Source organism: Microcoleus sp. PH2017_09_SFU_O_A (assembly GCF_020738625.1).
Classification (GTDB): Bacteria; Cyanobacteriota; Cyanobacteriia; order Cyanobacteriales; family Microcoleaceae; genus Microcoleus.
Genome location: NZ_JAEQCF010000047.1, coordinates 50,180 through 71,061, shown reverse-complemented (window position 1 = coordinate 71,061; position 20,882 = coordinate 50,180). Strand labels below are relative to the sequence as shown.

Annotated in this window: 19 protein-coding genes and 1 pseudogene; 8 read left to right on the top strand and 12 right to left on the bottom strand. The window is 46.2% G+C overall.

The genetic code is table 11. The features are described from left to right. Window positions 1-11: 11 nt before the first annotated feature. From JGK16_RS18330 to rpmH, 3 genes are read right to left on the bottom strand one after another with little or no spacing between them, the layout of a single operon-like run. Window positions 12-407 carry a PH domain-containing protein gene (locus JGK16_RS18330; protein ID WP_293147797.1) on the bottom strand — a complete coding sequence of 132 codons (396 nt, stop codon included), beginning with the start codon at window positions 405-407 and terminating at the stop codon, window positions 12-14. Then, a complete protein-coding gene (rnpA, locus tag JGK16_RS18325; RefSeq protein WP_293181943.1) occupies window positions 379-783 on the bottom strand; it encodes a ribonuclease P protein component in 405 nt (134 codons plus the stop codon). Before rnpA ends, JGK16_RS18330 begins: the two co-directional genes overlap by 29 nt. 37 nt (window positions 784-820) lie before the next feature. Beyond that, window positions 821-958 (bottom strand): 50S ribosomal protein L34, encoded by a 138-nt coding sequence (gene rpmH, locus JGK16_RS18320; RefSeq protein ID WP_006632320.1) that lies wholly within the window; start codon window positions 956-958, stop codon window positions 821-823. Between the two features lie 256 nt (window positions 959-1,214). On the opposite strand from rpmH, the gene JGK16_RS18315 reads away from it, so the two are divergent. Both JGK16_RS18315 and JGK16_RS18310 read left to right on the top strand, forming a co-directional pair. Beyond that, on the top strand, window positions 1,215-1,646 hold the full coding sequence (locus JGK16_RS18315) for a DUF433 domain-containing protein (RefSeq protein ID WP_325315363.1): 432 nt from the start codon (window positions 1,215-1,217) through the stop codon (window positions 1,644-1,646). Further along, on the top strand, window positions 1,643-2,035 hold the full coding sequence (locus JGK16_RS18310; RefSeq protein WP_293191699.1) for an ACP S-malonyltransferase: 393 nt from the start codon (window positions 1,643-1,645) through the stop codon (window positions 2,033-2,035). Before JGK16_RS18315 ends, JGK16_RS18310 begins: the two co-directional genes overlap by 4 nt. Before the next feature lie 262 nt (window positions 2,036-2,297). Here the strand turns inward: JGK16_RS18310 and JGK16_RS18305 are convergent. The 5 genes and pseudogenes from JGK16_RS18305 to cysC all read right to left on the bottom strand — a co-directional run. Beyond that, a pseudogene (locus JGK16_RS18305) lies at window positions 2,298-3,938 on the bottom strand (acetolactate synthase large subunit); the annotation flags it as partial. A gap of 205 nt (window positions 3,939-4,143) precedes the next feature. Further along, window positions 4,144-5,511: an NAD-dependent succinate-semialdehyde dehydrogenase gene (locus JGK16_RS18300; RefSeq protein ID WP_293181936.1), complete on the bottom strand. Its 1,368-nt coding sequence runs from the start codon at window positions 5,509-5,511 to the stop codon at window positions 4,144-4,146. A gap of 496 nt (window positions 5,512-6,007) precedes the next feature. Then, entirely contained in the window at window positions 6,008-8,332 is a 2,325-nt protein-coding gene (locus JGK16_RS18295; protein ID WP_293181934.1) for a tyrosine-protein kinase domain-containing protein, read from the bottom strand. 289 nt (window positions 8,333-8,621) lie between these two features. After that, window positions 8,622-10,427 carry an SLBB domain-containing protein gene (locus tag JGK16_RS18290; protein WP_293191696.1) on the bottom strand — a complete coding sequence of 602 codons (1,806 nt, stop codon included), beginning with the start codon at window positions 10,425-10,427 and terminating at the stop codon, window positions 8,622-8,624. A gap of 37 nt (window positions 10,428-10,464) precedes the next feature. Next, window positions 10,465-10,989: an adenylyl-sulfate kinase gene (gene cysC, locus JGK16_RS18285; protein WP_293181930.1), complete on the bottom strand. Its 525-nt coding sequence runs from the start codon at window positions 10,987-10,989 to the stop codon at window positions 10,465-10,467. Window positions 10,990-11,485: 496 nt separating this feature from the next. Here cysC and JGK16_RS18280 point away from each other — a divergent pair, with 496 nt between their 5' ends. The 3 genes from JGK16_RS18280 to JGK16_RS18270 all read left to right on the top strand — a co-directional run bounded on the left by JGK16_RS18280 (window position 11,486) and on the right by JGK16_RS18270 (window position 14,590). Beyond that, on the top strand, window positions 11,486-13,369 hold the full coding sequence (locus JGK16_RS18280) for an FAD-dependent oxidoreductase (RefSeq protein ID WP_293191693.1): 1,884 nt from the start codon (window positions 11,486-11,488) through the stop codon (window positions 13,367-13,369). 95 nt (window positions 13,370-13,464) lie between these two features. Beyond that, on the top strand, window positions 13,465-13,692 hold the full coding sequence (locus tag JGK16_RS18275; protein WP_293181926.1) for a hypothetical protein: 228 nt from the start codon (window positions 13,465-13,467) through the stop codon (window positions 13,690-13,692). A 679-nt stretch (window positions 13,693-14,371) separates the two neighbouring features. Beyond that, the gene (locus JGK16_RS18270) at window positions 14,372-14,590 is read left to right on the top strand and encodes a hypothetical protein (protein WP_293181924.1); all 219 of its coding nucleotides are present in this window, start codon (window positions 14,372-14,374) and stop codon (window positions 14,588-14,590) included. A gap of 180 nt (window positions 14,591-14,770) precedes the next feature. Here the strand turns inward: JGK16_RS18270 and JGK16_RS18265 are convergent, their stop codons facing one another. Beyond that, complete coding sequence (locus JGK16_RS18265) at window positions 14,771-14,926, bottom strand: hypothetical protein (RefSeq protein ID WP_293203316.1); 156 nt, start codon at window positions 14,924-14,926, stop codon at window positions 14,771-14,773. A gap of 744 nt (window positions 14,927-15,670) precedes the next feature. Between JGK16_RS18265 and hetR the strand changes: the two genes are divergently transcribed. Beyond that, window positions 15,671-16,576, top strand: a complete 906-nt coding sequence (gene hetR, locus JGK16_RS18260; protein ID WP_293181922.1) for a heterocyst differentiation master regulator HetR — start codon at window positions 15,671-15,673, stop codon at window positions 16,574-16,576. A 206-nt stretch (window positions 16,577-16,782) separates the two neighbouring features. On the opposite strand, the gene JGK16_RS18255 is transcribed toward hetR, so the two are convergent. Continuing rightward, the gene (locus JGK16_RS18255; RefSeq protein ID WP_293181920.1) at window positions 16,783-17,676 is read right to left on the bottom strand and encodes a TIGR00297 family protein; all 894 of its coding nucleotides are present in this window, start codon (window positions 17,674-17,676) and stop codon (window positions 16,783-16,785) included. Between the two features lie 26 nt (window positions 17,677-17,702). On the opposite strand from JGK16_RS18255, the gene JGK16_RS18250 reads away from it, so the two are divergent. Continuing rightward, window positions 17,703-18,158 carry a VOC family protein gene (locus JGK16_RS18250; RefSeq protein ID WP_293191691.1) on the top strand — a complete coding sequence of 152 codons (456 nt, stop codon included), beginning with the start codon at window positions 17,703-17,705 and terminating at the stop codon, window positions 18,156-18,158. On the opposite strand, the gene JGK16_RS18245 is transcribed toward JGK16_RS18250, so the two are convergent. Further along, on the bottom strand, window positions 18,142-18,783 hold the full coding sequence (locus tag JGK16_RS18245; protein ID WP_293181916.1) for an alpha/beta fold hydrolase: 642 nt from the start codon (window positions 18,781-18,783) through the stop codon (window positions 18,142-18,144). The two genes, JGK16_RS18250 and JGK16_RS18245, sit on opposite strands and share 17 nt — an antisense overlap. 315 nt (window positions 18,784-19,098) lie before the next feature. Between JGK16_RS18245 and JGK16_RS18240 the strand changes: the two genes are divergently transcribed. After that, the gene (locus JGK16_RS18240) at window positions 19,099-19,548 is read left to right on the top strand and encodes a hypothetical protein (RefSeq protein WP_293181914.1); all 450 of its coding nucleotides are present in this window, start codon (window positions 19,099-19,101) and stop codon (window positions 19,546-19,548) included. A 104-nt stretch (window positions 19,549-19,652) separates the two neighbouring features. On the opposite strand, the gene JGK16_RS18235 is transcribed toward JGK16_RS18240, so the two are convergent. Then, complete coding sequence (locus JGK16_RS18235) at window positions 19,653-20,810, bottom strand: tetratricopeptide repeat protein (protein ID WP_293181912.1); 1,158 nt, start codon at window positions 20,808-20,810, stop codon at window positions 19,653-19,655. Window positions 20,811-20,882: the final 72 nt, after the last annotated feature.

Below are 20,882 nucleotides of genomic sequence, written 5' to 3'. Positions count from 1 at the left end.
AAGCCTTTCGGTTATTTAGCTTTTGCTGCTGCGTTGGCTTTTTGAGCTGCTGCGGGCAGTTTTTCGTTAATGTAGTCATAGACTGCTCGAAATTTCGGAATCGATCGCAGTTCCAAGCGGCTGCCATTTTTCATGGTCAGCACCATGTCTCCGTAAGTCCCGAAACCCCGAGGTACTGTGACAATTTTGACTATATCTGAGTAGATAACGTCGATGCGATCGCCCCCCATCCAACCGCTAGTTACGGACACTCGGCGGTTGGTGATCCGGTAGCGCAGCCACAGAGCCCGAACAATTGCTCCTACTGCGAGGGGGATTCCCACGACAGTCAGCCCCAGGAGTAAGTTGATAATCAAGTCTCCCAGCGCGGGGCCGCCTTCATAATATACTTCCTCTCGAATTCCCATCTAGTACCTCGGCTTCTACCAACAACTGCTCTAATTCTTGCAGAATTTCTGCATAATTGCACTCTTGTGCGATCGGACGCACCACAATTACTAAATCCCATCCGAATTTTAATCGGGGCAATAGCTGTCGCAAAGCGGCGCGAATCTGGCGCTTGATCCGGTTGCGGACTACAGCGCGCTTGCTGACTTTCAAGCTGATAGAAATGCCTGTGCGACTCGGTTGCAAGGATTTATCGGCTGTGGGTTTGCCAATCTCGACGCTTTTGGGTTTGCGTAGAGCTCTTAAGCTGAAATGAGCGGAGTTGCGGCGGATTCCCTTGCGGTAAACGGCGCTGAAGTCTTTTCGGTGCTTGAGTCGGTTTGTCAGGGGCAACATGGTGGCTGCGTGCGATCGGGCTCATTCTTGGGCCGTGCTAGACTGCGAGGCGGTGACGACCTTTGCTGCGGCGTGCTTTGATTACCAATCGACCAGTTGCGGTACGCATTCTGGCGCGAAAACCGGATGTTCTTTTTCTTTTGCGGCTGGTTCCGTGCAGGGTTTGCTGTGTCATTTCGATTTCTCCCGTCTTGTTACTTTACTTTTGATTAATATTCACAATCTTCTAGTATACCATAGAGTGGTTTTCTTGGCAATAATATTTTTCCGAGTTGATATGTATTGAGAGTTGAGTTAAGTTGCGATCGCAGCCTTGAATGATTGGTCAAGGCTATAATCCCGACTTATTTAAAAAATGTGGTTTATGAACGGCTGACATCTCTTGAAAGCATTGCCAAAAGAATTTGATGTTTGAAAAACAATGGGTTAAAATGCCAAATATTATAACCAACCGGAAAAAACAGATGGATGCCACAGTATTAAATCCTAATCCGAATCCTAATGAAAAAGTGACTATTGTCCGCACAGAAAGGGGGCTTACGATCGCGGGAACACGCATAACTCTTTATGATGTAATAGATCATCTCAAAGCCCACTATCCCCCTAAATTCATTCGCGATGTATTTAACCTTACGGATGAGCAGTTGGGCGCTGCCATTTCCTACATTGAGGCGCACCAGACAGATGTAGAAGCTGAGTATCAAGAAGTTTTGAAATCAGCCGAAGAAACTCGCCAGTATTGGGAAGAACGCAACCGCGAACGCTTTGCTCGCATAGCTGCAACTCCCCCTCGCTCTGAATATGAAGCTGCGCGAGTCAAACTTCAGCAACGCAAAGTGCAGCGGGAAGCAACAAAGCAATGATGATTCTGGCTGACTACAATTTGAATCGGCAAGCTCTCTTGCTTTCTGGAAGTCTGGTGGCAGGAGGGTGGTTAGATATTGCTCCCATTCGGTTAGTGACATTTCAAGATATTGGCTTAGCGTCTAATAGCGACGATCGAGTTGTTTGGCGATTGGCTCAATCTAATCAGATGCTTTTATTGACAGCAAACCGTAATGCAAAGGGTGAAGATTCTCTGGAACAGGTGATGCGGGAAGAAAATGAGCCAACTTCATTTCCCATTATCACGATTGGCGATCCGGATCGGGTTAACGAATATGATTATCGAGAGCGTTGTGTTGAAAAGCTTGTAGAAATAGCGATCGATATCCAAGACTATATGGGAGCAGGTAGGTTATTTATTCCGTAAACAAATATATCAATACTTCGGACAGTTTTTCTATGGCCCAATGACTTATCCTAAAGTCATGTCCACCCCTGACTTGCATTTAATTCGACTTTTTCATGATCCTTAGCCTGTAAAGCTTGTAGTATCGTTCCAAGAACTGTCCGGAGTATTGGTGTACCAATCTGTTGTTGAATCGAAGAGTGTCCCTTACCCGAAATATAGCGGATTTCAGGTAAGCGAACTATGTTGATTTAGGCGATCGCAAAAAAGCCAGTTTCCTAACTTAGATATTGCAACTCATATCGTCAGATAATTGACTGAAACGAGCATTTTCCCGATAGTCTACCGGGCAGTCAATCACGCAGGGAACATCTTGAGCCAGCGCTTCCTTCAGAATAGGAATAAAATCGGTGGCGGATTCCACGCGATAGCCTTTTAAACCCATACTTTCGGCATATTTTACAAAATCAGGATTGCCAAATTTGACGAAATCTGAATGACCAAAGTGATCTTCCTGCTTCCATTCAATTAACCCGTAGCCGCCGTCATTAAAGATGAGAGTGACAAAATTAGTACCGACGCGCAACGCAGTTTCTAACTCTTGAGAGTTCATCATAAAACCGCCGTCGCCGGTGGCTGCTACTACTTTGCGATCGGGATAAACGAGTTTTGCAGCCACCGCCCCCGGAATCGCAATCCCCATCGCAGCAAATCCGTTGGATATTAAACAGGTATTCGGGCGATCGCAATGATAGTGCCGCGCGATCCACATTTTGTGAGCCCCCACATCAGATATGAGAATATCTTCCGGGCCCAGCACTTGCCGCAAATCGTAAATCAGTTTTTGTGGCTTGATCGGGAAACCATCATCCTTAGCATATTGTTCGTACCCAGCGCGAATATCTGCCCGCAATTGCTTAGCAAAAGGATCAGTCTTCTCCATGCGATCGGCACGCTGCAAAATTTCATTGAGCGAATCCGAAATATCCCCCACAACTTCTACAACAGGAATATAACTGCTATCAACTTCTGCTGGCAGAGCTCCTACGTGAATAATCGGAATTTTGCCGTCAGGATTCCACTTTTTCGGGGAATATTCAATTAAATCGTAGCCAACAGCAATCACTAAATCCGTTTCTTCAAAAGCACAGCTAATGTAATCCCGTTTTTGCAATCCCGTCGTCCAAAGTGCCAAAGGATGAGTGTAAGGAATTACGCCTTTGCCCATAAAAGTATTAGCGACGGGAATATTTAATCGAGTCGCAAATTCTGTCAAAGCATCGCTAGCATTAGCCCGAATCGTGCCATTTCCTACTAAAAGCAAAGGACTTTTCGCCTTGGAAATTGCCACAGCAGCTTTATTCAGACTTTGGTAAGCACCAAAAGTTTTTTCGCGGTTATCTTTAGTGAGCGGCTCTCCTTCGACAGGCATTGCTGCGATGTTTTCGGGCAAGTCAATGTGAACTGCTCCCGGTTTTTCACTCTGAGCTACTTTAAAGGCTTTGCGGACAATTTCTGATGTCGTACTGGGGCGGACAATTTGAGCATTCCACTTAGTAACCGGAGCAAACATAGCCACCAAGTCCAAATATTGGTGCGATTCTATGTGCATTCTATCCGTGCCGACTTGTCCGGTAATTGCTACTAGAGGAGCGCCGTCTAAATTCGCATCAGCAACACCTGTAATTAAGTTAGTTGCGCCGGGGCCCAAGGTGGACAAGCAAACGCCTGCTTTGCCGGTAAGGCGGCCGTAAACGTCTGCCATGAAAGCGGCGCCTTGTTCGTGGCGAGTAGTAATAAATTTAATTGAAGAGTGTCTTAGGGCTTCTAAAACTTCTAAATTTTCTTCTCCGGGAAGTCCGAAGACGTATTCTACGCCTTCGTTTTCTAAACATTTGACCAAGAGTTGAGCTGTGTTCATTTCCGTTTTTTCCTCGGTTACTCAGGATTTGTTGTTCTCAAACAATTTACAAGGTTGGGATTTATTGTACAACTTTTGAGGCTGACAAAGTTTTTAGCCGCCCTCAGTCAACTTCTTGCAAAAATCTAATGTTGAATTTTTAACCGCAGATCAACGCGAATTAACGCAGATGGATTGAGGTTTTTGCAAGAAGCCGATCGAGCTTTACTTATTTTACCCACACTGTTTTAATGTTGACAAATTCGTGAATTCCTTGGATGCTCAATTCGCGTCCGTAACCGGAGCGTTTGATGCCGCCAAAGGGCAATCTGGGGTCGGATTTTACTAAGCCGTTGATGAATACGGCGCCTGCTTCTAGTTCGGAAATAAATCGATCGCCTTCTGAGCTTACTGTAGTCCAAGCTGTCGCGGCTAAGCCAAAAGATGTATTGTTGGCTAGTTCGATCGCCTCATCGATGTCTGCAACTCGAAATACTAAGGCTACGGGCCCGAAAAATTCTTGTTGGCGCGCCGCAGCATCTAGGGGAATATCTGTCAAAATAGTTGGCAAGTAGAAATTGCCGGCTTTCTCTGACAGTGCGCGGCCGCCTGTCAAAAGTTTTGCTCCTGACTGAATGCAAGCTTGCACTTGATTGTCCAATTCTTTAAGAATTGTCGGAGTAGCTAAAGGGCCGATATCGGTTTCTGGCAACATCGGATCGCCTACTTTCAATTCCTCGAATTTTTTGACAAATCCTTTGATGAATTCATCGGCGATTTCTTCTACTAAAATAAAGCGTTTAGCAGCTACGCAAGTTTGGCCGTTATTTAGCATCCGCGATGTTACAGCAGTTGATAAAGCTGCTGGTAAATCGGCGCTGGACATCACAATAAATGGGTCGCTTCCTCCCAATTCCAACACTACTTTTTTCAAATTTTTGCCCGCATTTGCTGCTAAACTTTCGCCGGCTGGTTCGCTACCGGTGAGAGTTGCTGCTTTGACGCGATCGTCCGCAACGATTTTAGCTACTTTGTCGGCGCCCACTAGCAAAGTTTGAAAAACTCCTTCGGGAAACCCTGCTTCGGCGAAAATCTCTTGAATTTTTAGAGCGCACTGAGGCACGTTGGAAGCGTGTTTGAGCAAGCCGACGTTGCCCGCCATCAGCGCCGGCGCGGCAAACCGAAAAACTTGCCAAAATGGGAAATTCCAGGGCATGACGGCTAAAATAGCGCCCAGTGGCTGGTAGCGGACAAAGCTGCTGCTAGCGTCGGTGGTTGCGGGTACGTCTGCCATAAATTGAGCGGCATTTTTGGCGTAAAAGCGGCAAACTAAGGCGCATTTTTCTACTTCGCCGATCGCCGATTTAAGCGTTTTGCCCATTTCCAGCGTCATCATTTCCGCGAAAATTTCGCGATCGCGCTCCAAGATATCCGCAGTTGTCTGCATCCAGATTGCTCGCTGCTCAAACGGCTGGTGGCGGTAGTTGTTAAAAGCTTGCTGTGCTAATGCCAGCTTAGCTTCTATGGCCTCATCTGCGATCGGCTCGAAAGTTTTCAGCGTTTCTCCCGTTGCCGGGTTGATAGTAGAAATACCCATTGTTCTATCTCCGTTTCAAAATATACAAAACTCCCTTATAGTTTTGAAGCTAGTTCGGGAGTTGTATTGATGTATTACAAAATTTGGATTTACCAGCCATACTTTTAGATATTGCTAATTTGCAAGTGCCGGGATTTGTTTAAATCTCTCTGTTTTTAATTATAGTGCAAAGTATTAATTGCAAATCTTAAGAAATTTTGTTTTTAAAGTTTATGTTGGCGATCGAAGTGGCAAATGCTTCCCAGGCAGAGCCTCTTGGGTGCATCTGGTTTTTGAAGCCTGAAGAAGCATGACCGCATATAAGTTATTAGTTATCATCTTATGTTGACTACGGTCATGCTTCGCCCCTACGGATATATTTGCCTTGCGCCAGATGCACCCGAGCCTCTTAACCCATATTCAGAGGCTCTACCTCGGCTGGGAGAATCGACAATGGAGGCAGAGCCTCCGCATCTCCGTTACCAGGCAGAGCCTGATAACGAGTAACTACACGCTCCTAAACAGACTTTTCCTCGATGTAATTCTGCACGTAAGACTGATAGTAATACCTGCTGCCTTTATCGTTATTGGCCACCATTCCCAACAGCGGAATCCCCGCCATTTTCAAATCTTCAAAAGCCAACAACAGCGCCTCCCGCTCAGTTTGATGCAGCCCCACCACTAGCATCAATCCGTTAGTATGAGCCGCCAACAAATTCGCATCTGCCAAACCCAACAGCGGCGGAGTATCGTAAATAACTAAGTCAAAATGACTTGCCAAAGCTGCCATTAAATGCTGCATTTTTCGGGAAGACAGCACCTTTGTGGGATCGGGAGGCACTGGCCCGGATGTTAACACAAATAGGTTTTCATCGCGGGGCGATCGCAAAATCACCTCTTCGACATCCACATCCTCGGCAATTACATTGTGCAAGCCTTGCCAATTCGGCAAACCCAGCATTTCGTGCACCTGCGGCCTCCGCAAATCCGCATCCACCAACAGCACTTGCTGGCCCATTGCCGCCGCCGCCCGTGCCAGATTTACCGCCACCGTTGACTTACCGTCAGCAACTTGACAAGACGTAATTACGCAAGAAGCGATCGGACTATTAACATTTAACAACCGAATATTAGCATTGAGCGATCGAAAAGCCTCTTGAAAAGCATCCGTCGGCACCGGCGAACTTCCCACATCAATCGTAGTTCCCTCAGCAGGTGGCAGTCTCAAAATTTTATCGCTAGCAGGAATTACCCCCAACAAAGGCAACCGAATCGAATGTTTGACATCCTCAGGAGAATTGAACACAGTTTTATTATTAAACCGTTCCGCCAACTGCGCCGCCAGCATCCCAAACAACAAACCAGCCAATCCCCCCAAAGCCAAATTCAAAGGCATAATCGGAGCAACAGCCATCAACTCGCCATTTTTGTAGCGCGGAATTTCCGGCTTAGCAATAACTTCCCAAGCCACCTCTTTTTTACCCACAGCTTCAAGCTGCAAAGCTTGCTGTTTTGCCAGCAAACCATTCAGCGTATTGTTAGTCAACTCCGCCTCCCGTTGCAAATCCGAATAGCGCCGAAAAATTACCGGGAATCCTTGAGAATATTGATTCAACTGCTTAGCAGCCTGTTCCAAAACTTGATTCCGCACGCCCAAAATCTGAATTAAATTAGCAGTACCGATAAACTGTTCGATTAACTTAATCCGCACCGGATCTTGAAAAGCCAGCACTTGCGAATTCACCTTAGCCAAATCAGTTCCCAGAACCTGTTGGGCTTCTTTCTTCAGCAAAGGAATCAGATTTTTGCGCTGTTCTCGCAACAACTGCATTTGCGGAGTTTGGTCTGTATATGTCGCCGAATTAATCGCAATTTGTCCTTCCAATTGCTGCAATTGAGTTAGCATTCCTTGATAGCGGGGAGCTTGACTCAGCGCCGAAGCCATCAGCGCTTGTTGCTGGTTTAATCCGAGCTGATTTTGCAGGTTAATATAGAGCAATCTTTGCTGGTTAAGCTGCGTTTGCGCGTCCAATCTTTGCGTTTGAAGTTGGCTGATTTGCTGCGCGAGTTGTTGGGTTTGAATTTGCGGATCAATGAAATTGTACTGCTGCCGCAACTTTTGAATTTCTGTTTGCAGAGCTTGTTGGCGCTTTTGCTGGTTGGGAATTTTGGATTTCACAAAATCCAAACTCTGGCTAATTTGAGTTTTGGTATCTTGCACGCTGTAGTTGCGGTAGCCTAGGGCAACTTTTTCCAAAACAAACTGAATTTTTTTCGGATCGAAATCCCGATATCTAACTTCAATAATCTTGGTATTTTTGAAGCGATTGATTGACAGCCTAGTTCCCTGAGAATATGGCAGATTATCTGCTTTTTCGTTCAAAAGATAGTTGTAATTTATTTCTGGATACTTCGCTCGCAACTGTTTGATAATTGGCGACATTACTTGCGGGCTTTGCAAAACTTGAATTTGCGATTCGTAGTCAAAACCTGGATTTTCTGGCGTCGCGGGACTCGCTGGTTGTAGTTTCAGCTCCCCGGAGTAGACTTTTGCTAAAGTGTTTTGCGTAACAGGGGTTTCTACTAATAATTGAAAGCGTCCTTCATACTCGCTTTTTTGAGTTAGAGTCCAGGCAAAAACTCCGGTTGTCACCGCCGCTGCTACGCCGATAACTAAGAACGAACGACTGCGGCAAACTTCCCAAAAACTTAACGGTTCTTCTGTATTTTCCCTGCCGAAAAACTGCTCTTCATCATAAAGTACGGAAGATAACTTTTGCTGTCCAAGGATTTTTTTATTGTGATTAAACAGTGCTATTGAAGATTTTTTACCTGGTTTCATTTGATTGCTACAACTTATTAGTTTAAACGTTTGTAATGCTGGCGCAGTTTCATTAACCCGGTTTCTGACTAGAGATATCGCTACCAACTAATTTTTTTTGTAGAAACCGGGTTGATGAGGTCTTATACCAATTTAATGTGAAGTTGCACATATTCCGATCCCCCTAAATCCCCCTTATTAAGGGGGACTTTGAGAAGAATCTTGTCCCCCCCTTATCAAGGGGGGTTAGGGGGGATCGGAATTCTATGCAGCCTCATAAAAAATTGGTCTTAGGGCTAGTCTATTGAAATCATCGAAAAATATTGAACAACCGGAAAATTCCCAACAGTGGACTGAAAGGAGCGAGAGTGCCACCTACATTATCCGAGAACGCAGCGCGACCCGATCGCCTTACCATAATTACATCATTATTTTGCAGTTTGGGATTACTTTCCTCATTGGCGGTTGCAGAAAAATTCACCTTAACACTTAGTCGCGAAACAGTGCCATTAGGATTGAGGCGAATTAAATCCACCGAATCCATTTCTGCCCGCGATTTATTAAAACCTCCCGCTGCTACCAGCGCTTGATTTAAAGTAGTGTTGGGCTGCAATGCAAAAGACCCCGGTTTGACGATTTCTCCCACCAGACTAACCTTAATCGAATCCGGTGAAAAATTAGAATTAGCAACTTGTGTGCCTTCGAGTGCATTGAGATTTTCGGCTTTGGGCACGATTACCGTATCTCCCTGTTGCAGTGTTAAATCTTGGGATACATCTCCTGCTTCCAAAAGTTGCCACAAATTCACATTAATAATTTGTTCGGTGCCCGCCCGCGTCAGGCGGCGAACTTGTATTTGTCTGATATCAGCTACCGGCGTAATGCCGCCCGCCATTTTAATAGCCCTAGTTACAGTTTGCTGCAAAACATTTTCCCCTCCACCGGGAGTTTCCTTAGCAGCAAACAAACCAGAATCTGCACCCGATTCATTCTCTTGTAACCTACTTTGAAGCTCTTTTGCCAGAGTATAAGTACCGGGTCGAGTTACTTCGCCCACTACAGCAATATTAATTGGTTGAGTGCTTTGCCCGGTAATGTTAGCTACTGCTAAAGTCGGTGCTTCTTGGCGGTTGAGGCTAGTTACAGTCGGAATAAATATTGTGTCGCCGTCGCGCAAAGTCATATCGGCGCGCAAATCGCCGTTTTGCAATAATTCCCACAAATCCACACTGATAATTTGTTCTGCTGCGTTGCGCTGGGGGCGGCGGATTTTGATTTGCCGCACGTCTGCTGACTGGGTAATTCCGCCCGCCAGTCGCAGCGCCCGCGATATTGTGGGCATTTGAGTGCCTATTTGCTCTGAGGTGCCTCCAGGGCCTGCTGCTGAAGATATTGTATAGGCTCCGGGGCGGTTGATTTCACCTGCGATCGCAATTTGTAAAGGACGCGCAGCCAGCAGTTTCAGCGTAATCCAAGGACGTTTGAGATATTTGCCGTATCGCTCCTTGACAGCATTAGAAGCTTGTTCTAAGGTCATTCCGGCCACTCCCAGGCTGCCAATTAAGGGCAAACTCAGGGAACCGTCAGCCTGTACTTGGTGTTGACCGTTGGGGCCGCTGTATTCTGGGACGTTGAAAATGTCCATTTGAATGCGATCGCCCGCGCCCAAAGTGTAAACTTCCGATCGTACACTCGAAGGTGCACTGGCCGGAACTGACGGAAATCCCGGCGCTGCCGGTACCGGTACGCGAATCGGAGAACCCGAACCCGAAGCAGGAGGAGGAGGAAGAGGATAAGAAGGGGAAGGAGGAGGATAAGAAGGGGAAGGAGGAGGAGAAGGAGGAGAAGGAGGAGGAGGAGGCAAAAACTGGGCCACCGCGACAGATGAACCCACAGTCGCCGCCAGCACTGACACAGTTAAACTTTGGAAAATTAAATTTTTGACTGCATTACTTACGCCATAAACCTGTTTGCAGATTGTGCTGAAAACCTCTCCCTCAGACCCTTTCCTGCAAAGATAAGGGAGAAAATCTCCCCTTTTCCTTTTTGCCAAGACAACCGCAGGGTGAGGTTTTTTCTCAAGTTGCGCGCCGCGCGAAGAACTGTTCACCACCATCGCTTTTTGCCCCTATCCTCTTCCTACCCCGCCAACATTAAATGTAACCCAACTGTTCCAACTTGCTCAGAACTTTTTTGACACTATCTTCCAAACTTTCCTCGTCTGTGCAACAAACAATCTCGGGATTGAGGGGTGCTTCATAAGCATCGTCAATGCCCGTAAAACCCTTAATCTCTCCTGCTCTGACCTTAGCGTACAGCCCTTTGACATCTCGAACTTCGCACACTTCTAATGCCGCTTTGACATACACCTCAACAAAATTTGGCTCCATTGCTCTAATTTCGTCGCGAATAGCTCTGTAGGGGCTAATAGCTGCCGTGATTGCCACAACTCCATTGCGGCTGAGTAGGTTTGCGACAAATCCAATCCGCCGAATATTAGTATCTCGGTCTTCTTTGCTAAATCCCAAGCCTTTTGACAAGTTGGTGCGAACGACATCTCCATCCAATATTTCAACTTTGCAGCCTCGGGTCTTCAATTCTGGTTCGAGAGCTTTGCTGATAGTTGTCTTGCCAGAACCGCTGAGTCCGGTAAACCACAAAATAAAACCTTTTTCCATTTTCAACCATTAATAAGTAACTGGGAAATTATAGAATGTAAAATTTTCTATATCTATTCTCCCTTTTCTATCTTATCGTGGTTTGCGGTGTCATCTTGATAAGATTTACCTGCGAAAAATGAGAACTCAAAATTTGCGAGTTCTGCGGTCATCTCACCACACAAATGCGCGACAGTCACATAATTTACGATATATTCTTTATAAAGACTTAACAAATTCAAATCAAAGTCGCGATCGATCGCAAACCTCGAAGATCTAACAGTATATTTACGGCATTGAACACTTAAAATTATTATAAATATCGAGCATATATCCGTAGATTAACGGTACTCAACATTTGATATTATCACAAGTGTTTAAAATATATCCGTATATTCACGGCACGAATTGCTGGTAATTATCACAAGTGTTTAACATATATCCGTATATTCACGGCACGGCTCGCCTACATAAGCCTTGAACAATCCCAAATCTCCAATCTCCAATCCTATTGCCTATGTTTCCCGTCTTAAAAGCAGATGTTTTAGTAGTTGGTGGCGGCACCGGCGGCACTTCAGCAGCAGTCCAAGCAGCCCGCCGAGGTGCCAAAACTATTTTAGTCAGCGAATTCCCCTGGCTGGGAGGAATGCTGACTTCGGCCGGCGTTTGTGCTCCCGACGGCAACGAATTAGCAGCATTTCAGACTGGTTTGTGGGGCGCGTTTCTCCGGGAACTCCAGCAGCGACAACCGGGAGGTTTGGATTGGGGCTGGGTCAGTTTTTTTACTTACGATCCCCGCATCGGTGCTGAAATTTTTGCTGATTGGGTTAAGTGTTTGCCGAACTTGCAGTGGATTTCTGGACAAACAGCTCAAGATGTGATTTTTGAAGACAACAGAATTTCTGGGGTGAGATTTGCAGATTTTACGGTTTCTGCCAAAATCACTTTGGATGCAACGGAATTGGGAGATTTGCTGGCTTTAGCGGATGTTGGACACTGCTGGGGTTGGGAATTCCAAGCTGAGTGGGGAGAACCTAGCGCGCCGATCGCCTCTAACGATCTCACAGAACGCTATTCGGTGCAAGCTCCAACTTGGGTGGCCATCATGCAGGATTTTGGCGAGGGCGCGGTGGCGCCAGAAATTCCCGCGCCACCTGTTGACAATCCCGATCGATTTTTCGATGCTTGGAAAGATTACACTCCCGAACAATTTCTCAATTACGGCCGACTTCCTGGGGGATTGTTGATGATTAATTGGCCGATTTGTGGTAATGATTATGGTGAAAAGGTCGATCGACTAATTGAATCTCAAGCATCCCGACAACAATTCCTCCAAGAAAGTCTCTGGCACAGCCAAAGTTTCGCCCGCTTCATTCAAACCCAACTCGGCCCCCGCTACGGTTTAGCAGAGAACATTTTTCCCATTTCAAAAACAGAAAATCAATCAAATTCTTCCCTTCTTTCTGCTTTTGCCTTGCACCCCTACTACCGAGAAAGCCGCCGTTTGCGAGGGATAAGTACAGTCAAAGAACAAGATATTTTGCCGGTTGTCGGGGGTAGAGTCGCGAAATTGCCGATCGATTCTGAGGGAATTTGCGAGACAATTGCGATCGGCAACTATGCCAACGACCATCATTACACCAGCGGCGACATTCCCTTGCAGCCCAAATCCATCCGCTGGGGCGGCCGCTGGACTGGCACTCCCTTCACAATTCCCTACAGTGCGCTAATTCCTGCGACTACAGACGGATTGCTAGTTTGCGAAAAAAATATTTCCGTCTCTCACATCGCCAACGGTGCAACTCGCTTGCAGCCTTTGGTGATGAATATCGGACAGGCGGCGGGGATGGCGGCGGCTTTGTGTGCGGAAGTTGGATGTCAGCCGCGCGACTTAGCTGTCAGAGTTTTGCAAGAAGCTTTGCTGCAAGATTCCGAGGCGAGGGCGGCAGTTGTTCCTTTATTTAATTTGACACGAGATCGATCGGACTGGCTGCATTGGCAACGCTATTATCTCGATCGACCTCAAGCATATCCCGCCAGCGGCGAATGTCCTGTGTCAGTCAAAAGCGATCGAGAAACCGGGTTTCTCAACGAAATTTCTGTATTAGAACCCATAACTTTGAAAGTTGAACCCGGTTTCTACGTAAATCCGCGTAGTAAAACAGCAAATACCGAGAGTCAATTTTCGGGCATTTTCCGCCGTCTGGGCGCACAAGACTGGACACTGACGCTGACAAGTCCCCCATCCTTAGCCGATCGAACTTGGCAACTCGTGACTTTGGACTGGGAAACCGACAGATTTCTACAGAGTTGCGAAACCGAAAAGCCTCTGACGGTATGGGGCAGGCTGAATTTTGCTGGTGCTTGGCTCCTAGCGGGTGCAGTAACATCGAAGAGGTGAGGTTTTTTGCAAAGTTCCGAAAATTGCCAGAAATTTATCCTGATGGATGGGGGGAAGTCTGTATCAGGTTATAGACACTGACACGGAAACTACCCATGCACACCTACACTGCAATTGCTTTACTGAGCCTGTTGGGCATTACCTTGAGTGCCAGCGCCGCTCGATATTTTGAACGCCTAGTGGAACTGCTCGTAATTGCCACTGCTGATTATATGTTCTTGGCGTCCACTCAATCACAAAAAGGCGATCGTTCTCCAGAAAGAGGCAGCGGACGCAGAGAGTTTGCTCAGCACGATCTTTACACACATTACATACTAGCTTAATGGCATAGGACGAAAGAAAGTTCTGCAAATGAGTGGGTTTCTGCCGCCCGTGTCGATCTGATTTTCTGGGATTCTAGTTGGTCACGTTCGTTTGGCAACTGCACTTCTTGTTGACAGTCATTAGGATATTTTTGCGTGTTAAAAATAATAGCAGATCGAGCTGCAACCGCCATCTATTGAGGGATTTACTCTTTCAATATTTGGCGGTTTTGTATGTTCCAGGCTGGAGAGACTTTTGGGAGCATCTCAATGAATGCAAAAAAGCAATTTCTTTACAGTGCGAGCGTCCCCGCTCGCGATTATAGATCGCGAGCGGGGACGCTCGCACTATAAAATCAAAACATCAAAACTGAGATGCTCCCAGACTTTTTACCTGTCAATTCAGGTAACTAAAATTTATTTTGGGTGAGACAATTTAAAAAATTGAGGACTTACGTATTAAGACCAAAGAAATCGGTTTTTTTACCTCATCTGTGGAGTACAACGCAAGATTTTCGTAAAAAACTGCTGGTTAAGCGGAGTCGAAACCCGGTTTCTGCTCGCCCGTGCGTCCAGGACTAAAATCAAATAATTCTCCCATCATGTTTTTTTGGGTAGTCTGGCAAATTCAAGGAAATCAATCCTGATTAGCAAGGGAAAAGTCCGTATCTGTAACTAGACACTGACACGGATACTACCCATGCACACCTACACTGCAATTGCTTTACTCAGCCTGTTGGGCCTTAGCTTGAGTGCTACCGCCGCTCTAAGCATAGAATCCCCAGTCCCACAGCTAAAAACTTCTACCGCTCAATATATGTTATCAGCGCAAACTCAACAAAGAGGAGATCGCGCTCCCCGCAGAGGCACCGGACGGTATGATTTGATGCAGGTCAACACTGACACTCAGGCACTATAATAATTTTGATCGCATTGCCAGAAAGCTAGTTCCGCAACTGACTTGTTTCTGGTTTCGAGGCTGGTTTCGAGGTCGCCCGTGTCGATCGATCGCATTTTCTGGGATTTATAGTTTGTCAGGTTCGTCAGGCCACTGCACTTTTTATTGATACTCCCTAGAAGATTTTTTTTGTAACAAATGTCACAATATAAACTGGAGCTGCCATCTACGTAGAGATATATTCTCGTAGGTGGCGGTTTTGTATTGAAAATGCTCTTTCTCTTTTTCCCATTCTCCCCCTCTCTGAGTCGCCTCAAATTCTTCCGATCGCAATAGTTCTTTACGTTTTCCCCCCACAGGTGGGGTTTAATTTTTAACCGCTGCACTATAATTGACGTGCGATAACTAACTTAATATATAGCTACACCCTGAGTGCAGAGGGTGCAGCTCTCGACTTAAATTCGCCAATAAGAACCACTTATTCGGTGTCGATCGCCTTTAAGCTAAGGCCCGAGTGACCTCAGGAAAATTAACCGGCCTGAATCTTAGGGTAGCTGCCAAGCTTTCCGGCGACTGTCGGCTATGCTTGATTCGGCGGTCTCGCAATATTTCTTTTATGGAGGATGAAAAGATGCCTCCAAGTTTTACTATTTCGGAGATTGTCAGTAACTCAGGGAATCAACGCCACTGAGCTTGTAAGAGTAATCGAGCAAGCTGTACTGACGGGCCTCAGACTTTCGAGGTCTACGTTATTTGAGTCAGGACACTCCTTGAATGCGACGCTAGTTTTCCGCTCTGTCGCTTGTAGTTAAACAGTCTTAAAGTCACTCTCGTCAGTGCTGCAAGCCTCACAAGCTCTTATAACATTGACCGACAAGCGAACATTACCCCGCTTTCTTAGGCTCCATCAGGAGCAAACATTATGCGTACAGGGTTGTAAGGTTTGAGGTGGTAATTGTCCCATCGAAAGTACATTACAAAAGTACACCTGATCGAACAACCCCAAGGCGGTAATGGAAAGATTCAAGGCGATTGAAATCGCCTGGTCGTTTTCCTCTCAGGTCTTTCATACTCTGAGTTTCCCACTTACCTAGTGTTTTTATGAAAAATGACTCTTTAGATCTGGTCAAAAGCCTGAGCCCCAGTGCAATGGATCAGATCATGCTATATCTGGCGTTTAGCGCCATGAGAACCAGCGGACACAGGCACGGAGCGTTTTTAGACGCGGCGGCAACGGCAGCTAAGTGTGCCATTTATATGACCTATATGGAGCAGGAAAACAACCTGCGGATGACCGGACACTTGCATCACATTGAGCCTAAACGGGTGAAAGTCATCGTCGAGGAAGTCCGGGAAGCTCTGACTAAGGGAAAATTGCTGAAAATGTTGGGTTCCCAAGAACCTAGATATTTGATTCAGTTTCCTTATGTCTGGCTGGAACAGTATCCTTGGGTTCCGGGACGCCCTCGGATTCCGGGAAACAGCTTGACGGCGGATGAGAAAAAATATCTCGAAGGCAAGATTCCTCCTAATCCGCCTGACGCTCAACTGATCAATTCTTTTCAGTTTATGGAGTTGATCGAGTTTCTACATAGACGATCGCAAGAAGAAATGTCAGCAGAAAGGCGAATGCCTTTAAGCGAAGCTCTAGCAGAACACATCAAGCGCCGCTTGATCTATTCCGGAACCGTGACTCGAATTGACTCTCCTTGGGGAATGCCTTTTTATGCCCTCACCCGCGCTACTTACTCTCCCGCAGAACAGGAAGAGCGCACGTTTACGATGGTGGAGGATACGGCTAGATATTTCCGACTGATGAAGGATTGGGCGGAAAAACAACCGAAAGTCATGCGAGTTATGGAAACTTTGGATGTTCCGCCGGAACGCCTAGAACAGGCTGTTGAGGAATTAGATGAAATTATTCGTAATTGGGCCGATCGCTATCACAAGCGGGGCGAACCAACGATGATTGTACAAATGGTTTTTGGGCCAAAAGACGACGATTAGTCAGTTGTCAGTTGTCAGTTGTCAGTTGTCAGTTGTCAGTTGTCAGTTGTCAGTTGTCATTGGTTGATTCCTTGAAACTAATGACTAACGATTAATAACTCATATTTCTGGGCGCAGAAACCGGGTTTTATACGAAAATATTGCGTTAATGCCTTGAATAATCGTGCAAAACCCGGTTTCTTGGGTGAGATTTCGTGCAAGCTGGACTAGGCTAAAAAAGTTCTCCAAGCGGAGGCTAGGACGATCGCTGCGATCGCTCCGATGAGTGTATTGAAAAAATTCACTACCTCGTTCGTGAGCCACTCAAACTTTGATTGCACCGTCGCACCAATCACGCTCTCGATGTTCGTAGCAATAAAAGCTGCAACAACACAAAAGACAATTCCTGTCAAGTCAATTACACCCACAGCCCAACTCACAAGAGCAATCAGGATCGATCCGACAATACCTGCGATCGTTCCTTCCAAACTTACCGCCCCTTCCGTACCCCTAGGTACAGGCTGCAAGGTAGTAATCAAAAACGTATGCTTCCCGTAAGCTTTGCCGATTTCGCTAGCGCAGGTATCGGAAAGTTTGGTGCAGAAACTCGCCGCATAGCCCAGCAACAACAAGGAAATCACATCTTGTGACACAGGCCAAATAGCATCTTGTGGCACAGGCATCTTGCCTGTGTCTCCTAAAATACCGCCTGTGTCTCCTAAAATACCGCCTGTGTCTCCTAAACCTGTGTCTCGGAAAATACATAATGCCAAAACTGCCACAGCACAAATAGCAGCGGTTAAAGCCGAACCCCAGACATTTTCCGGGCCTCGGGCGCCCGATCGCTTTTCGGCAATACCTTCAGCTTCTTTTTGGGCTTTGCCAATGCGGGTAACTCCAGATCCGACCAGAAAGTAGAACATGACCACAGCATAGCCTTGCCATCCCAAACTGCCCCAGATGATAACACCCAGCAGCCAACCGTGGAGTTGTCCAGCCGGAGTAAGCAATTTTTTGGGAGCAAGGGTGGCGATCGCGAGTAAAAATGTATTCAGGGCGATCGCCACCAACCAAGGATTAGACCAAGACAAATAATTAAAAAAGAATTCTGAGTTTTGCATAGCCTCTAGTAGCGTCTCTTATTGTTATGAACAGTCAAGTCTTATTTCATCTTGCCTTCCCCGTAACCGATATCGATCGAACCAAAGCATTCTATGTCAGCGGGCTCGGCTGCGAATTGGGTCGGGAGTCACCCAGTTCTCTCATTTTAAATCTCTGCGGCCATCAGATTGTCGCCCACGTCACCCACGAACCTCTAACACCCCAGCGCGGCATCTATCCCAGACACTTCGGCTTAGTTTTTACCTCGGAGTCTGACTGGGAAGCGCTGTTAGAAATGGCGCGGCAAAAACAGTTGAATTTTTATCAAGAATCAAGACGGCGGTTTCCAGGTTTGCCCACAGAACACCGCACCTTTTTTCTAGAAGATCCGTTTGGAAATTTGTTGGAATTTAAATATTACTGCGATCCAGAAGCAATTTTCGGTCGCAGCGAATACGCTCAAGTTGGAGATTATGTACTAGGAATCAGAGATTGTTACTAGAGATTGTTTGGGTAAATTTAGAGGGTACAATAGGAGCCTCTAGTTCTCGAACTAATGCGTTAATACTTTGAGAATCTGTCACCATTTGGCGGTGCAGCAAAACGTTGAGTTTAACTTCTTTACCTACTGGCATTTGGGAGCTGTGCGACGGTAAAATCATCACATCAAATGGCGTCCACATTGATGTAAAATTTATGCGTTTGAGCATAGTCGCATCTTGGTTCAAATCGCGCAACAAGCCACTATCGGGGCGCATATCCAGGTATCCTGGTAGGCGCAGGGAATAGGCGGTGAGGGTTCCTTTGTGGGGGGAAGATATGGTTATGAAACGCTGGACTCGGTTAATACCTCCGAGTCGCTGGACGTAGTAGCGACTGACGATGCCTCCCATGCTGTAGCCTACTATGTCGATCGCCTGTTCTGGATCGAACGTCTCAGAAATGTAGTCTGCCAGTTGCTTGGCTAGGGAGTCGAGGCCGAGGCTGCCGTCGTTGGGGGTGAGGTTGAGGCTGTGGACACACCATCCAAGTTGGGTGAGGCGGGCGGACATTTTGTCAAAAATAGTCTTTGTGTCCCAGATGCCGTGGATGAGAATGACGGGATTGCGATCGAGCGAACTGTTCATTTGAAAAGAAAATTGCTTGCCGATTACAGCATAAATTACTCCCCTAGGGAGTTTGACCCCGAGTAGGACAGATGGCGAATCGGCTTGAGGTATCGCTGGCCAATAGCAAATCAGTCATAAATTCTGAGATAATCGTAAATAAGTGCAAAGTTAAAACTGGCATTACTGAGTAAAAATTACTAGAAGCTCTGCATTTTTAATCAAAAAATGTAAATTTTGATTAAGAAATATAGACAAAGGTTGCCTTAGCTCGTAATCTAACTTTGTTGACAAACTTGTACAAATTTCTCTAAAAAAACAAAAGGAGTAAGTCTAATGTTTGGTTTTATCAAAAATTTCTTCGGCGGTATTTTCGGCTTTTTTGCTGGACTGTTGGGCTTGAAAAAGTCTGAATATTTCCTAGATTTGGGCGAATCTTCGGATAAAGAACCTGCGAAGGTTGCACCTGCGAAGGCTGAGCCTGTTGCAGCCGCACCGGCAAAAGTTGAGGCTGTCAAGTCTGAGAAGTCTGAACCGGCGAATAAAGCTAAGGTAGAGAAAAAGTCTAAGAAAGAAAAAGAACCAGTCGCTAGCGCTGCTGCTAAGACTTCGGAAGTGCCGAAGGTACCTGCTGCTGCAACTAACGGCAAAGTGTCGAGTCAAGCTGAACCTGTTCTGACTTTTGCTCCTAATAATTTAATGCCGACACCAACTGCAAATCGTCGCACCCCAGGCCCAAGCATGAATAATTTCCGGGAAATGGCTCGTCAGGTGAAAACCAAGTAGGAAATGGAGAATTCGCAATAGGGAATTGGGGATTGGATAATTCCAAATGCTGGGGTTGAAAAATTAAAAATGGGATTCCTCATTTTTAATTTTTAACTCTTTTTTTATTCCCTATTTCCTGGGTGTCTGAGAAAGGCTAATCCGCTGTATAGCTGGAACGCCGAGTCCCAAGGAGTTTCGGATTTGCGCTCTACCTCTACATGAGATTCGATTTTGCTTAACATATGCGTGTAATCGAGAACTGTCTCCGCAAAGGGAGTAAATTCCGACCAAACTGTAACGTCAAGCTGTTGGTCAAATATTTCTAGCAAATGATTCCAGTTAATTCTGGTGGTACTTTGAGGTATTTGTGGGGATTTTTTGACACTAGATTTTTTGTTTTTTGACTGCGGTGAAGCTACGCTAGTTGCTGAACTTTGAGTGAAGTCAACGCCTTGTTTAAATTCGTAACTTTGGTCGCAAATTCGCAGAATGCAGTTGCGGCTGGGAATGTGCAAGTCGCAGATTTGAGCGTAATCTTGGGTGATTTCTTTGTGGCGAAATTGCTCGTTTCTGCGGTTGGGCGAGTAGTCCATGATTTCCATGAACATTGGTAATAAGCCTTCTACTCTTTGGCTGACTTCTGACCAGTTAAATTCTATAGCACCGAGCCGATTTAGGTTATCTTTACAAACAACCGCTGGAGAAGAGAGAGACTGGAAGTGTTGGACTCGGAAAATTTGGATGTTTTTAATGTCGGCTAGGGTTGCCCAAAATACGGGAATTCCGGCGTTGAGAAGTTCTTGGCCGTAAATTCTGAGTTCGGCAATGGGGCCGGTTTTGTAGAGTCTCCAGCCGCGGCTTTGAATTTGCATCCGGGTTGTGTACGCGTCGATTTTGAAGATTCTGCTGATATTTTGTACGGCTGCGGGTTTGTCTTCGGGACTCACTGGTTCGAGGATGAGGAGTCCGGGTTCTAGGCTGCTGGGGTCGTTTTTGGCAGTTTCGATGGCTTGTTGGCGGAGGTTTTGTTGTGCCGTTTCAATGCGTTGAATGCCTTGGCGGGCCTGGGAAACGATTTTGGGGTTGGTGATGTCGCGGAGTATTTGTTTGTAGGTGGTTTGGGCTTTGTCGGGGTTGTTGGTGAGTTCGTAGTAACGACCGATGTAGTATTGTACCCAAGGATTTTCGGGGGATTCTTTTTGCAGTTGTTTGATGAGTTGGGCGGCTTGTTTGTAGTCTTGGCTTTCGAGGGCGGTGGCTATTTCGTGGATGTCTGTCATGGCGGTTGGGGGAATGGGTGTGTTTCTATCTTGGCTGATGTTTGGTTGGTTTTGCCAGTGATTAACAAGTTT

What these genes read in the sequence shown, in the direction of transcription:
- JGK16_RS18330 (WP_293147797.1), bottom strand. Translation starts at nt 407, where the DNA reads ATGGGAATTCGAGAGGAAGTATATTATGAAGGCGGCCCCGCGCTGGGA.
- rnpA (WP_293181943.1), bottom strand. Translation starts at nt 783, where the DNA reads ATGTTGCCCCTGACAAACCGACTCAAGCACCGAAAAGACTTCAGCGCC.
- rpmH (WP_006632320.1), bottom strand. Translation starts at nt 958, where the DNA reads ATGACACAGCAAACCCTGCACGGAACCAGCCGCAAAAGAAAAAGAACA.
- JGK16_RS18315 (WP_325315363.1), top strand. Translation starts at nt 1,215, where the DNA reads ATGCCAAATATTATAACCAACCGGAAAAAACAGATGGATGCCACAGTA.
- JGK16_RS18310 (WP_293191699.1), top strand. Translation starts at nt 1,643, where the DNA reads ATGATGATTCTGGCTGACTACAATTTGAATCGGCAAGCTCTCTTGCTT.
- JGK16_RS18300 (WP_293181936.1), bottom strand. Translation starts at nt 5,511, where the DNA reads ATGGGTATTTCTACTATCAACCCGGCAACGGGAGAAACGCTGAAAACT.
- JGK16_RS18295 (WP_293181934.1), bottom strand. Translation starts at nt 8,332, where the DNA reads ATGAAACCAGGTAAAAAATCTTCAATAGCACTGTTTAATCACAATAAA.
- JGK16_RS18290 (WP_293191696.1), bottom strand. Translation starts at nt 10,427, where the DNA reads ATGGTGGTGAACAGTTCTTCGCGCGGCGCGCAACTTGAGAAAAAACCT.
- cysC (WP_293181930.1), bottom strand. Translation starts at nt 10,989, where the DNA reads ATGGAAAAAGGTTTTATTTTGTGGTTTACCGGACTCAGCGGTTCTGGC.
- JGK16_RS18280 (WP_293191693.1), top strand. Translation starts at nt 11,486, where the DNA reads ATGTTTCCCGTCTTAAAAGCAGATGTTTTAGTAGTTGGTGGCGGCACC.
- JGK16_RS18275 (WP_293181926.1), top strand. Translation starts at nt 13,465, where the DNA reads ATGCACACCTACACTGCAATTGCTTTACTGAGCCTGTTGGGCATTACC.
- JGK16_RS18270 (WP_293181924.1), top strand. Translation starts at nt 14,372, where the DNA reads ATGCACACCTACACTGCAATTGCTTTACTCAGCCTGTTGGGCCTTAGC.
- hetR (WP_293181922.1), top strand. Translation starts at nt 15,671, where the DNA reads ATGAAAAATGACTCTTTAGATCTGGTCAAAAGCCTGAGCCCCAGTGCA.
- JGK16_RS18255 (WP_293181920.1), bottom strand. Translation starts at nt 17,676, where the DNA reads ATGCAAAACTCAGAATTCTTTTTTAATTATTTGTCTTGGTCTAATCCT.
- JGK16_RS18250 (WP_293191691.1), top strand. Translation starts at nt 17,703, where the DNA reads ATGAACAGTCAAGTCTTATTTCATCTTGCCTTCCCCGTAACCGATATC.
- JGK16_RS18245 (WP_293181916.1), bottom strand. Translation starts at nt 18,783, where the DNA reads ATGAACAGTTCGCTCGATCGCAATCCCGTCATTCTCATCCACGGCATC.
- JGK16_RS18240 (WP_293181914.1), top strand. Translation starts at nt 19,099, where the DNA reads ATGTTTGGTTTTATCAAAAATTTCTTCGGCGGTATTTTCGGCTTTTTT.
- JGK16_RS18235 (WP_293181912.1), bottom strand. Translation starts at nt 20,810, where the DNA reads ATGACAGACATCCACGAAATAGCCACCGCCCTCGAAAGCCAAGACTAC.